The 12,513-nt window shown below is 57.9% G+C and carries 11 protein-coding genes; 2 read left to right on the forward strand and 9 right to left on the reverse strand.

From position 1 onward, the window contains the following. Position 1: 1 nt before the first annotated feature. From ACR0NA_RS01985 to yajC, 4 genes are read right to left on the reverse strand one after another with little or no spacing between them, the layout of a single operon-like run. Complete coding sequence (locus tag ACR0NA_RS01985) at positions 2–754, reverse strand: sulfite exporter TauE/SafE family protein (protein ID WP_170651827.1); 753 nt, start codon at positions 752–754, stop codon at positions 2–4. Next, complete coding sequence (secF, locus tag ACR0NA_RS01990; protein ID WP_480725675.1) at positions 747–1,715, reverse strand: protein translocase subunit SecF; 969 nt, start codon at positions 1,713–1,715, stop codon at positions 747–749. The genes ACR0NA_RS01985 and secF overlap by 8 nt, the downstream gene beginning before the upstream one ends. A gap of 1 nt (position 1,716) precedes the next feature. Beyond that, entirely contained in the window at positions 1,717–3,378 is a 1,662-nt protein-coding gene (gene secD, locus ACR0NA_RS01995; RefSeq protein ID WP_170651822.1) for a protein translocase subunit SecD, read from the reverse strand. Between the two features lie 33 nt (positions 3,379–3,411). Continuing rightward, positions 3,412–3,699, reverse strand: a complete 288-nt coding sequence (gene yajC / locus ACR0NA_RS02000; protein WP_480725678.1) for a preprotein translocase subunit YajC — start codon at positions 3,697–3,699, stop codon at positions 3,412–3,414. A 216-nt stretch (positions 3,700–3,915) separates the two neighbouring features. Between yajC and ACR0NA_RS02005 the strand changes: the two genes are divergently transcribed. Both ACR0NA_RS02005 and serS read left to right on the forward strand, forming a co-directional pair. After that, positions 3,916–5,568, forward strand: a complete 1,653-nt coding sequence (locus ACR0NA_RS02005; protein WP_480725680.1) for a mechanosensitive ion channel family protein — start codon at positions 3,916–3,918, stop codon at positions 5,566–5,568. A 108-nt stretch (positions 5,569–5,676) separates the two neighbouring features. Next, a complete protein-coding gene (serS, locus tag ACR0NA_RS02010) occupies positions 5,677–6,969 on the forward strand; it encodes a serine--tRNA ligase (RefSeq protein ID WP_480449935.1) in 1,293 nt (430 codons plus the stop codon). 65 nt (positions 6,970–7,034) lie between these two features. Here serS and ACR0NA_RS02015 read toward each other — a convergent pair whose 3' ends face one another. The 5 genes from ACR0NA_RS02015 to ACR0NA_RS02035 form a co-directional block, all read right to left on the reverse strand. Beyond that, positions 7,035–7,640 carry a helix-hairpin-helix domain-containing protein gene (locus tag ACR0NA_RS02015; RefSeq protein WP_480725682.1) on the reverse strand — a complete coding sequence of 202 codons (606 nt, stop codon included), beginning with the start codon at positions 7,638–7,640 and terminating at the stop codon, positions 7,035–7,037. A 94-nt stretch (positions 7,641–7,734) separates the two neighbouring features. Beyond that, positions 7,735–8,721 carry a fatty acid desaturase gene (locus ACR0NA_RS02020; RefSeq protein ID WP_480725684.1) on the reverse strand — a complete coding sequence of 329 codons (987 nt, stop codon included), beginning with the start codon at positions 8,719–8,721 and terminating at the stop codon, positions 7,735–7,737. Positions 8,722–8,884: 163 nt separating this feature from the next. Next, on the reverse strand, positions 8,885–10,333 hold the full coding sequence (gene der, locus ACR0NA_RS02025) for a ribosome biogenesis GTPase Der (protein WP_480725686.1): 1,449 nt from the start codon (positions 10,331–10,333) through the stop codon (positions 8,885–8,887). 48 nt (positions 10,334–10,381) lie between these two features. Continuing rightward, positions 10,382–11,704, reverse strand: a complete 1,323-nt coding sequence (locus ACR0NA_RS02030; protein WP_480725688.1) for a PQQ-like beta-propeller repeat protein — start codon at positions 11,702–11,704, stop codon at positions 10,382–10,384. 46 nt (positions 11,705–11,750) lie between these two features. Further along, positions 11,751–12,422 (reverse strand): hypothetical protein, encoded by a 672-nt coding sequence (locus ACR0NA_RS02035; protein WP_480725690.1) that lies wholly within the window; start codon positions 12,420–12,422, stop codon positions 11,751–11,753. Between the last annotated feature and the right edge of the window lie 91 nt (positions 12,423–12,513).

Raw genomic sequence — 12,513 nt, forward strand, 5'->3', positions numbered from 1 at the left:
CTCAGTCAAGGAGAGGCAGGCCCGAGATCACGGCCAGCAGAATGACAGTGTATGATGCCATGCGATATACCTTTTCCAGCGAGGGATCAAACAACGCTTTCCCGATCAACGTCGTAACGAGGTACGGAATGGTCAGCAGTGCTGCAGTCCACAACATGGCCGGGCTGGCAAGGCCGCCGATGAGAATGTTGGCGACGATCACGATGTCCAGCATGGCAAGGAAGATGATCGTATTAGCCCGGACCTTGCGCACATCCCGCGCATTGGCGAGGTAAAAGACGATCACAACCGGCCCTGTCAGGCCAGTCATCCCGCCAATAGTTCCGGCGCCGCCCCCGATGGCAAGGCGACCGGGCAAGCCCGGCCGTCCATGCCAGCGCCAACCCGTTACAACAGCCAGCAGAGTAGCCCCGATTACTGCGCTGGCGATCCAGCGGACAACCAGCGCGTCGAGCTGCACCATGATCCACAGCCCCAGCGGCACGGTGATCGCAGCGGCAAGCGCCAGTGTACTGACTTCGCTTTTGTCGCATTCCCGCCAAGCCTGTGGAGCGAGGGCCAGCGTTGAAATAATACCCGTTGACGCCATGAGAAAAACAACCTCGGCGGCGGGCAGGAATTGTGTGCCGACCGGCACAAAGATCATCGCCGTTCCAAAACCAGTGAAGCCGCGGACAAGGCCCGCGGCTCCGATCGTGAACAGCATCCAGCCTAGCCCGGGCGTGGCCAGGGCAAGGATCAGGCCGTCAGGCATCGATATTGGCATACTGGTTGCCTGCCGTGTTGGACGGCTTGGACCAGTCGCGTTTGACCCCCAGCCACAGCAGGATGGTCGAGGCAACGAAGACCGAGGAATAGGTCCCCACAATCACACCCCAGATCATCGCAAAGACGAAACCCCGGATCACGTCCCCACCCAACACATAAAGCGAGATGAGGGCCAGCAGGGTCGTGACCGAGGTCATCACCGTCCGGCTTAGGGTTTCGTTGATCGAGATGTTCAGAACCTCTTTCAGGTCCTTCTTCTTGTATTTCCGCAGGTTCTCTCGCACCCGGTCGAAAACAACCACGGTATCGTTCAGCGAATAGCCGACGATGGTCAGCAGCGCTGCGATGATCGCCAGATCAAAGCGAATCTGCAGTTCCGAAAAGATGCCGATGGTCAGGACCACGTCATGTACCAGCGCGGCCACCGCGCCCAGCGCAAACTGCCATTCAAAGCGCAGCCAGATATAGACCAGAACCGCACCAATCGCGAGAGCCACCGCGATGACGGCAGTCTGGATCAGTTCACCCGAGACTTTCGGACCTACGGATTCAACCGACACGAACTGAATATCCGGTGCTGCCGCTGTCAGCGCCTGTTCCACGGCCGTAACGGTCTGGGCCGAGACGGATTCGGCATCCGCCTGGGCCTGAATGCGGATCATCGCCACGTTTTCGTCCGGCCCGAAAGTCGGGTCGAAAATCTCGGTGATGGTCACATCGCCCAATTCCAGTGGTGCTATTGCATCGCGATAGGCGCCCACATCGATTTCCTGCGCGCTTTGTGTGCGGATCGTGGTGCCACCGCGGAAGTCGATACCGAAATTCAGACCCTGAATCAGGAACGAGGCAAAGCCCACCACCATCAGCAAGGCCGATATGCCCAGCCAGACTTTCCAGCGGCTGAAGAAATCGAACGAGGTATCCTTGGGAACAAGTCTCAGTCTCATATCAAACCTCGATCATTTTGGGACGGCGGCGTTCGAACCACATCACAATCATCAAACGCGTCACGAAGATGGCGGTGAACACGGATGTCAGGATGCCCAGTCCCAGAGTGATAGCAAAGCCGCGGACAGGGCCACTACCCATTGCAAACAGGATCACGGCAGTAATGAAGGTCGTGATGTTGGCATCCAGAATGGCCGACAGCGCTTTTTCATAACCCAAATCGATAGCCCGCGATGGGCCTTTGGCGGTTTTGAGTTCTTCGCGAATTCGTTCAAAGACAAGTACATTCGCGTCCACCGCCATACCGACCGTCAGCACGATCCCGGCAATGCCCGGCAGAGTCAGCGTTGCTCCGATCAGTGAAAGCAGGCCAAAGATCAGGCCGACATTGATGATCAGCGCGACATTGGCAAAGATGCCGAACAGGCCATAGCTGAGCGCCATGAAAGTCAGCACTGCGACAAAGGCCACGATGGTCGCCACTTTGCCTGCGTCGATGCTGTCCTGCCCCAGTTCCGGGCCGATGGTCCGTTCTTCGAGGAATTCCAGACCCGCAGGCAGCGCACCGGCGCGCAGCAGAACCGCCAGATTGGTACTTTCCTCTACGGTGAAACGACCAGTGATTATGCCGGAACCACCCGGGATGTGGGATTGAATAACGGGGGCCGAGATGACCTCATCGTCCAGAACGATGGCAAAAGGCGCGCCGATGTTGTCACGGGTATAGTCACCGAACTTACGCGCACCAGAGGTGTTGAAGCGGAAACTGACGGCCGGACGGCCGTTCTGATCGAATGAAGGTTGCGCATCCACCAATTCTTCACCGGTTACTACCGGGGCCGCTTCAACTGTGTAATAGACACCGTCTTCGTCCAACGAAGGAATGATTTTTTCACCGATGCCCGGAGTAGCGTCTGCGTTCGTGCCTCGCCCGGCTACCGGATTGAACGTCAGCTGCGCCGTCGTACCGATGATATCCTTAAGTTCCGACGCACTACCGATACCCGGCACCTGAATGAGAATACGATCCGCGCCCTGACGCTGAATCGTTGGTTCGCGCGTGCCAACCTCGTCAATCCGGCGACGGATGATTTCAAGCGCCTGCCGCACGGTACGGTCGTCTGACGCCAGCTTTTCCGCTTCGGACAGCCGGACAACGATGGTATCGCCCTCGGCACTTACGTCGATGTCCGACGCACCAACGCCGGAGAGCGACTGAATCGGCCGCGCCAGACCACGCACCACTTCCAGCGCGCGGCTCATGCCTTCGGGCTGACTGATCCGAATGCGAATCTCGTCCGGGGCTGAAGGCTGCTTGCGAATTGTGCCGATGGTCGCGCGTTCATCACGCAGAGCGTCCCGAATTTCAGGCCACATCGCCTCCATCCGGGATTCGTAGACGTCGCCCACCTGAACCTCGGCCAGCAAGTGCGCACCACCGCGCAGATCGAGGCCAAGATTGACCAGAGACGACGGCATCCAGTTCGGCCATTGAGCCGCCACGGCCTGCATCTCGGGTGTGTCAACGCCAAGTTCGATGGCGGCTTTGGCGTCGTTTGACTGTTCAACGCGCGTATAGAACGCATTCGGCAGGGCCATGAGCAGGCCGACCACACAGACCAGCCAGATCAGAACCCGCTTCCAGGTATCAATTTGCAGCATTACCCTGCCTTTTCAAGGGATTGCGGAACGAAGTTATTTCGCCGGTTCGGTCTTGTTCAGAACCTGTGCGATTGTCGCTTTTACCACGCGCACCTTGACGCCGTCGGCAATCTCGACCTCGACCTCGCTGTCGCCTTCCTTGACCTTCGAAACCTTGCCGATCAGACCGCCCTGGGTCACGACCTGATCACCACGACGAACGGCCTCGACCATGGCCTGATGCTCTTTCATTTTCTTCTGCTGAGGGCGGATCAACAGGAAGTACATGATCGCAAAGATCAGGATCAGCGGGAGAAACTGGGCGATTGCGCCACCATCCATGGGATATTCCTTTATTCTGTGCTTTGGGGAAGTCTTCCCCGCAAATTTGGCGGGAACCTATGCCCTGAAATGGGGGTTTGCAAGCAATGGCGTGGCCGGGCCAGCCAAAAAGCAGGTTGTGGCGCCCCGCCTGCGTGTTGAATCAATAAATGATCGTTGCAGATATGTCCTATGCAGTTCGCCTCGCCCCGATATAGTCTGGTCAGAGGGGAAAAGATGGCAAAATCAATACAGTTTCTGATGGCCTCGCTGGCCATGGCGGTTTGCCTGATTGTTTTGGCAACTGCTGTACCCGCTCAGGAAGTCGAACGACCTATCGAACTGACCGAGGAATCGGAAGAAGAGGTCTTTCACGCGCCGGTGATCGTCGACGGCGAAGAATTGTTCGACATCCGCGGCTCCAGCGCTCTGCCCGCATCAGAGCGGGTCGAACGCGTCCAGAACAAGATCATCGAGGTCGCAGAGTCATCAGAGGCTTCCAACGTCGAAATCACCTTCGAGGAAACCGATCTTGGCATCCAGATATTCGCCGATGGTGAGTTGATCACGATCGTGACCGAGGCGGATGGCGAACTGGATCAGATGGACGTTCCCGTTCTTTCCACCCTGCAGGGACAGGCGATCCGCGAGGCGATCATTTCCTACCGCGCCAACAGAACCGAACAGGCGCGTGTATCCGGTGCAATCGAAGCGGGGTTGTGGACGCTGGGTTTCGCGGTTCTGATCTTTGTTATTCTGTGGCTCCACCGCAGGATACGCCGCCGCACGATTGCATTCGTCAAACGCCATCTGAAAGATGTTGAAACCGCGACCAACAAACAGGTTCAGGCCGAAGCCATTTCCGCCCTGATCCGATACGGTCTGAACTTCGTTCTGCTGGTTCTGTTTTTCATAGGCTTCTACTACTACCTGTCCTTCGTGCTGCTGGCCTTTGCTGAAACCCGGTATTTTGCACAGCTTCTGCTGACCTATGTGACCGAACCGGTTCTGCTGATTTTCAGGGGCATCATCAGTTACATCCCGAACCTGATCATGCTGGCCCTGATCGCGCTGGTCACTCAGTACGTGATCCGGGGATTGCGGGTCTTTTTCGACGCGGTCGAGGCGGGAACCTTTGAACTGGGCGACTTTGAACGGCACTGGGTCAACCCGACATTTAACATCGCCCGTGTCGTGGTGATTTTGATCGCGCTGGTCTTCGCTGTTCCGTATATTCCCGGCTCGGATTCAGCGGCCTTTCAGGGGCTAACAATCCTTGTGGGCGCGATGCTGTCACTGGGTGCGAATTCCGTTGTCAGCAACATGCTTGCCGGGCTTTTCGTCATCTATCGCCGGTCCACCTCGATCGGAGATCGAATTCAGATCGGTGAACATATCGGCGATGTGGTTCAGATCAAGCTGATGGAGACGCATCTGAAATCCATCAAGAATGAATTGATCTCTATTCCCAATGCGCAATTGATGAATTCGGACGTCGTGAACTATTCGAAAAAGACGGACGGCAGCGGGCTGTTGCTGCACACAACTGTCGGCATTGGCTACGAAGAACCACCCGCCAAGGTTGATGCGATGCTTATCGAAGCCGCGCGCCGGACCAAAGGTCTGAAGGCCAAACCCGAACCTTTTGTCCTGTGGACTGCTCTGGCCGACTACGCGATCAATTATCAGATCAACGCCTATACCACCCGTGGCGCGTTCATCCCGCGCATCAAATCCGACCTACATCGCAACATCGTGGCCGTTTTCAACGAGAACAAGGTGCAGATTATGACACCCTCGTACATGGCCGATCCCCCCGAGCCGAAAATCCCCGAAGAAGAATGGGATGGCCATTTGGCGCACGACACCTCAAAGGACGCCAGCACCTAGTTGAAAAATATCACGCTGGCGTCTCACAACCGCAAAGGCAGTGCTACACCCTGCCTGTCAGATGGTGCATAAGCGGCTGTAGTGATTCACCGTTCAAGGATTTGACCCATGCACGACATCCGCGCCATTCGCGAAAACCCTGCCGCCTTCGACGCCGCCCTTGCGCGCCGCGGGGACGCGCCGGTGTCGTCAGACCTGCTGAGGTTGGATGAAAGCCGCCGGGCAAAGATCCTGGCGGCGGAAACTGCGCAGGCTGAACAGAACAAGGCCAGCAAAGAAGTTGGCGCAGCCAAGGGCCGTGGCGACGAAGCCGAATTCGAGCGTCTGCGCGCGCTGGTGGCCGAAAAGAAGGCCGAAGTGGCGCGGATGCAGACCGAAGCCAAGGATCTGGACGCATTGCTGAGCGATCAGCTGTCCCGCATTGCCAACCTGCCCGCAGATGATGTGCCGGAAGGTGCGGATGAGAACGACAATGTCGAAATCAGCCGCTGGGGCACTCCGCCTGAATTCGATTTTGCCGCCAAAGAGCATTTTGAGATCGAAAGCGTTCAAAGCGGCATGGATTTCGAAACGGCGGCCAAGTTGTCCGGGTCGCGCTTTGTGCTGATGTCCGGTGGAGTGGCACGCATTCACCGGGCTCTCGCCCAGTTCATGCTGGACACACACATCAACGAGAATGGGCTGACCGAGATGAATGGCCCCGTTCTGGTTCTGTCCGAAATGATGCAGGGCACTGGGCAACTGCCAAAATTCGGCGAAGACAGCTATCAAACCCGCGAAGGGTGGTGGCTGATTCCGACATCCGAAGTCTCGCTGACCAATATCGCCAATGATACGCTCATGGACGAAAGCGACCTGCCGCGCCGCTACACATCTCATTCGCTTTGCTTCCGGTCCGAGGCCGGGTCGGCTGGCAAGGATACGCGGGGCATGCTGCGCCAGCACCAGTTTGAAAAGGTAGAAATGGTGTCGGTCACCCATCCGGACAATTCAGACGACGAACAGAAGCGGATGCTGCGCTGTGCCGAGGGGATTCTGGAAAAGCTGGGCATCCCCTATCGCACCGTGATCCTGTGTACGGGTGACATGGGCTTCGGCGCGCGTCGGACCTATGACATCGAGGCATGGTTGCCTGGCCAGAACACCTATCGCGAGATTAGCTCGGTTTCGACTTGCGGAGGGTTTCAAGCCCGCCGCATGAACGCCCGTTTCCGCCCCGAAGGCGGCGGCAAGCCGGAACATGTGCACACGCTGAACGGTTCGGGTCTGGCAGTCGGGCGCTGCCTGATCGCGGTTTTGGAAAACGGCCAAAATGCGGACGGCACCGTTACCCTGCCCGAAGTTCTGGTGCCCTATCTGGGCGGCAAGCGGGTGCTGCAACTGGACGGCACACTGGCCTGACACAAAAAAGTGCCGGCGTGCCTGAGGCAGCGCCGGCTTTTTGCGATTGAATAAGCGGAGAAGGATTACTTCTTCGCTTTTTTCTTGCTCTTTTTTTTGTCGTCTTTTTTCTTGTCGTCTTTTTTCTTTGCGTCCTTCTTGGACTTTTTGGATTTCTTGTCCTTTTTGGACTTTTCCTTGACCTTTTCCTTGGCTTTTTTGAACGCGGCTTCCATCTCAAGCTTTTTTCGGGCAGCTTTTTCCGCTTTGGCTTTGGCCTTGGCTTTTTTCTTGGCCTTGGCCTCTGCCAGTTCGGCAGCAGCACGTGCTTCGGCGGCAGCACGTGCTTCGGCGGCCGCACGTTCTTCTGCTGCCTTGCGCTCAGCTTCGGCCTTTTTCGCAGCGGTGGTCTTGGCCGTGGTCCTGCGCGTTGCAGGTTTGCGCGCAGCAGGCTTGCGGGTCGTTGTTTTGCGCGCAGGTGCCCGACGCGCGGGTGCTGTTGCAGGTTTTGCTGCGACAGCTTCTTTGGCAGCGGCAATCAGACGCGCCGCGCGGGCAGCACCAATACGGGGAACTTTCACCAGTTGTTCGACCGAGGCCTTTGCCATGTCCTCTGCGGATTTGATGCCGTTGGCTGCCAGAGCGTTGCCAAGTGTCTCTCCCACGCCCCGCACGTTGGTAACTGGTGTCATTTCAGGTCCTTTCCATTACTCCCCTGCACATTCGTATATACACGGCATATACAAACTTGCAAGCGGCACTCGCCCGGCGTTCAATTGCGTGGTTTCAGCCACTTGGCGCCAGCCTTGCGTTCTGACCGGCCTTCGGGAAAGGCACCAGACGTTTGGCATCCTCGTCCCACAGTTTCAGATTAAGCGCCGCCACCGCCTCGGGGAATTTGATCCGGCGTGGCGTGTATTCCGGCGGCAGATTATAGTGACAGGCGCGCAACCGATAGGATGGTATCCGCGCATTGAAGTGGTGAATGTCGTGTAGGGTGATGCAAGCAACCGCCGTGTCGAACCACCAGCCGAAATCAAGCGCTGACGAGCCCTGCAGTGCCGCCACCTTGGGATCAAGTTCAGGTCGACGATCCCAATAGGTGTCCTCGAAGTTGTGCTGGAGATACACAAGAAAGACGCCCAGCATTCCGCCCAGCAACGAAAACACCAGCCAGACCAGAATGCCCGTGGTTCCGGCGATCAGCCAGAGCAGCCCCAGAAACACGACAATGGACAGGTTGTGCAGCAGCACGCCTTTCATCCCGAACCGCATGGTGTTTTTCGGCCAGCGGTATCGAATGAAGTAGGTAAAGATCGCGCCAACCGGCACCAGAATGAATGGGTTGCGATACAGGCGATAGAACAGACGCGTCCTCCAGCCCGCCTCGTTCCATTCGCGCAGGGTCATGGTGTGGATTTCACCGGTTTCACGGTGCTCAAGGTTGCCAATGCCAGCGTGATGAAGATTGTGGTTCTGCTTCATCACTTCGAACGGCGCAAAGGTAAAAGGCGACAGGCCGTGCCCAGCCCATTCATTCTGCTGCCGCGTCTCGAACAGTGAATGATGGCCGCAGTCGTGTTGCAGGACGTAGAGGCGCACGGCGGCGAAGGCAAAAACAACACCGGCCGGGATCATGATATACCACGTATCGACATAGGCGATCGCAAACGCAAGTGACGCGAAATATACCGCGAAAGTCCCAAAGTAACTGAGTGCGGCAAGCCTGTTGTCCTGTACCGCGTATTTTCTTGTGTAATCCCTCAGATCCATCCAGCCTGTTCCCCACGATGGCCCGGTTCAAATTCGTTTCAAAACTAGTTACGTATCACGCGCACGCAAGCAGCGTGCGAAAACAAATGCACGCACGTGAATGCTAACGCCATGCGCGGGGCGTGTCACGCCCCATGCACAAAAACGCTGAAAATTGGCGCAGTTATGCCCTGCCCTTCAGATGCTTGGCCAGAGCACCGGCATTTTTCTTGCGCCGTCCCTTGTAGGGGTTCTTGTCCCCCTGACCGCGCAGGGTCAGACGGATCGGCGTGCCGGGCATATCAAAATCCTCGCGCAGGCCGTTAACCAGATAGCGGGAATAGCTGTCGGGCATCTTGTCAGGGTGTGAACACATCACCACAAATCCCGGTGGACGCGTCTTGGCCTGGGTCATGTAACGCAGCTTGATCCGCTTACCCTGCGGCGCCGGGGGCGGATGCTGTTCCAGCATGCCAGTCAGCCAGCGGTTCAGGGCGGCGGTTGGCACGCGGCGGTTCCAGACGTCATGCGCACGCAGGATCGCCGCATGCAGCCGATCCAGCCCCCTGCCCGTTTTGGCCGAAACCGTAATCAGCGGCGCGCCGCGCAATTGCGGCAACAGGCGTTCGAAGGACTGTTTCAGGTCGCGTAGTTTTTCCTGCTTGCTATCCTCGACATCCCACTTGTTGACGGCAACCACCACAGCGCGGCCTTCGCGTTCAGCCAGATCGGCAATACGCAGGTCCTGCTGTTCAAACGGGATCGCCGCATCCAGCAGGACCACCACAACTTCGGCGAATTTGACAGCACGCAAACCGTCCGAGACCGAGAGCTTCTCAAGCTTCTCCTGCACCTTTGCTTTTTTGCGCATACCGGCAGTGTCGAAGATGCGCATCGGAGTACCGCCCCACTCGATCCGCAGGCTGATCGCGTCGCGCGTAATCCCGGCCTCGGGACCAGTCAGCAAACGATCCTCTCCCATGATCTTGTTGATCAGCGTGGATTTACCTGCATTGGGTCGTCCGACCACTGCCACCTGTAGCGGCTTGGCCGCAGTGATGGCCGGCACTTCACCTTCGTCATCCTCTTCCAGTTCGATATCTGTTTCGGGTGCGTCCTCAGCAGCCCTTTCAGCCATCGCATCGGCAATCGGCATCAACACGAAATAAAGGTCGGTCATCCCCTCGCCATGTTCACCGGACATGCGGATAGGTTCACCGAGGCCAAGGTTGTACGCCTCAAGCACACCGGCATCGGCTGCAGTACCCTCGGCCTTGTTGGCGGCAAGGATCACGTGTTTCGAACGCTTGCGCAGGATATCGGCGAACATCTCATCCGTTGGCGTCAACCCGGTGCGAGCATCGATCATGAACAGGCACACGTCAGCCATATCAACGGCGCGCTCGGTCAGACGGCGCATCCGTCCCTGCAAGCTGTCGTCGGTTGCATCCTCAAGGCCCGCCGTGTCAATCACGGTAAATCGCAGATCACCCAACCGCGCTTCGCCCTCGCGCAGGTCGCGCGTTACGCCGGGTTGGTCGTCGACCAGAGCCAGACGTTTGCCCACAAGGCGATTGAACAGTGTGGATTTGCCCACATTCGGGCGCCCCACGATGGCGAGGGTCAGGGACATGTCACTATACTTTCAAGACTCAGACGCGCCCTTTAGCGCATCTTGCCGTCAACGGAAAGCGTGCAGTTCGCCCTTGGTCGAAACCACATACAGGGTTTGACCGGCTACAACCGGCGCTGTGGTTGCTCCGTCAGGGACTTCGACCTGATTTATCAGAGTGCCATCTGTCGGGTTATAAAACCGCAGGTATCCATCATTTGTTGCAACGATGACCCGGCTGCCCGCCATAATGGGGCCATAGTTGGCATAGATAGCCCCCCGTTTCCGGGGCTTGTCCTTGATGAAGCCGGGCAGGTCCTTTGCCCAAACGATCGTACCGTCTGCCGAGTTCAGACGAACCAGCTGGCTGCGGTCACTGATCAGAAAGACGCTGTTACCAACGGGCCAGACGGGATCGACCGCCCCTTCATCCGCCGTCCAGATCCGTTCTCCCGAGTCGGCGGCAAAGGCGACGGTGCGACCCGAGTGGTTGCCGATATAGACGGTGTTTCCCGAAACCATCGGGCCACCGGTCACATCAACGATCTGTGCAGCGGCGCGGCCCTGCCGCCCACCTGCGACCGACGCGTTCCAGCGACGAATTCCGCCTTTGCGGAAAGTGGCGGCCACATCCCCAGACCCAAAGGCGAATATTGCCAGATCTGAGGCCAGAACCGGGGCCGGAGCGCCCAGAACATTTCCAACACTTGGCGTCCCCTCGATCTGCCATGCGATCCGGCCATCCTTGGTGTTGACCGCCCAACCGGTGTCATCACCCGCCACGAGATACAAAAGGCCGTCCTTTACCAGCGGCGATCCACTGCCGGTTGCGGCCAGCTTTTTCTGCCAGCGAACAGCACCGGTTCTGGCATCCAGCGCGGTCAACCGGCCAAAACCCGACGAGACATAAAGAATACCGCCCGAATAGGCCATTCCCCCGCCTGTTGCTTCAGCCTCGCTGTCGCGCGACGGGATCAGGTCGGTCTGCCACACGATGCCGCCCTGTGGCGACACAGCGGAAACGGTTGCGGCTGAGTCCAGCGTATAGATCAGGCCGCCTGCGACCACCGGATCTGCCGTGATCCGCTGTTTACGCGCATCGCCACTGCCGATCGATACCGACCAGATGCGCTGTGGTGCGCTGCGAAGCGCAGCGTTGGCGGTTCGGAAGGTCGCCGTTCCTGGACTTTGCTCCCAACTTGCATTCGCCTTTTGCGACGGAATGCTGATCGGCTTGGACCCCTGTGTCTGTACCGTTCCAGTTTGGGTCGACGGGCGAATATCCTCACGGGTTCCAGGCAGAATGACTTCGGATTCTTCACATGCGGTCAGAACGGTTAGTGCCAATGCCGCAACCGGCAATCCCATGCGGGAAAAGATATTTGCTACCATGATATTCTGAACTCGCCTGTCGTGTTTGTCGTTCTTTCGGCCGGGATCAGCCCTGTTGCCCTGCAAGAGCATCAGGTCTGCCGCCAAGCGCCACAATCAACTGAGCGGCACGTTGTTGCAAGTCTACACTGGCCTCGGCATCCTGACGCAGCGCCTGCAGCCGTTCCAGGGCGGCATCAGCATCACCTTCGGCAACATCGATCAACGCCAGTTGTTCTTCCGCCAGCAAACGAAGGGGCGCGCCCGGGGTTGCCAGTGCCTCGAACTGCTGGCGACGATCGGCGACTGGCAGGCTGTCACTTTGCAAAAGCAGCGCCTTGAACGCCGCCATCGAGCGATAGATTTCCGGAAGCTCCCCCTGAATGGCGATCTTGTTGAGGCTGTCCACGGCCTCGGCCTGTGAACCGGATTCCATCTGAGACGCAGAAATCAGCATGTTCAGGATCGCGTCGCCCCCCGCAGAGTCTGCGGGCACACCTTGCAGTTTGGCAACCCGCTCGGCGGATTGGTTTTCATCCAGTGCCGCAAGAATGGCATCTCCAAGGCTCTGAGCGGCTGCAGCGTTTTGCGCCTTGCGGTATTCGTTGAAGGCCGCGCCCCCGACAATTGCGACAACGGCCAGCGCACCAACCCATCCCCAGCGGCGCAACAGAATGAACAGACGATCACGGCGAACCTCTTCGGTCACCTCATCAATAAAACTGTCTGTGTCGCTCATCCCTGCACTCCGGGGCTGTGTTTTCCTATATTGCGCCATGTCATACCCCGCCCTTAGCGGCAAGCCAAGGGTCCGATTCCGCACTTTTTCG

The organism is Ruegeria sp. C11 (assembly GCF_056537725.1).

Excerpts from the sequence above, each read along its gene's own strand:
- ACR0NA_RS01985 (WP_170651827.1), bottom strand. The coding sequence starts at position 754 with ATGCCTGACGGCCTGATCCTTGCCCTGGCCACGCCCGGGCTAGGCTGG.
- secF (WP_480725675.1), bottom strand. The coding sequence starts at position 1,715 with ATGAGACTGAGACTTGTTCCCAAGGATACCTCGTTCGATTTCTTCAGC.
- secD (WP_170651822.1), bottom strand. The coding sequence starts at position 3,378 with ATGCTGCAAATTGATACCTGGAAGCGGGTTCTGATCTGGCTGGTCTGT.
- yajC (WP_480725678.1), bottom strand. The coding sequence starts at position 3,699 with ATGGATGGTGGCGCAATCGCCCAGTTTCTCCCGCTGATCCTGATCTTT.
- ACR0NA_RS02005 (WP_480725680.1), top strand. The coding sequence starts at position 3,916 with ATGGCAAAATCAATACAGTTTCTGATGGCCTCGCTGGCCATGGCGGTT.
- serS (WP_480449935.1), top strand. The coding sequence starts at position 5,677 with ATGCACGACATCCGCGCCATTCGCGAAAACCCTGCCGCCTTCGACGCC.
- ACR0NA_RS02015 (WP_480725682.1), bottom strand. The coding sequence starts at position 7,640 with ATGACACCAGTTACCAACGTGCGGGGCGTGGGAGAGACACTTGGCAAC.
- ACR0NA_RS02020 (WP_480725684.1), bottom strand. The coding sequence starts at position 8,721 with ATGGATCTGAGGGATTACACAAGAAAATACGCGGTACAGGACAACAGG.
- der (WP_480725686.1), bottom strand. The coding sequence starts at position 10,333 with ATGTCCCTGACCCTCGCCATCGTGGGGCGCCCGAATGTGGGCAAATCC.
- ACR0NA_RS02030 (WP_480725688.1), bottom strand. The coding sequence starts at position 11,704 with ATGGTAGCAAATATCTTTTCCCGCATGGGATTGCCGGTTGCGGCATTG.
- ACR0NA_RS02035 (WP_480725690.1), bottom strand. The coding sequence starts at position 12,422 with ATGAGCGACACAGACAGTTTTATTGATGAGGTGACCGAAGAGGTTCGC.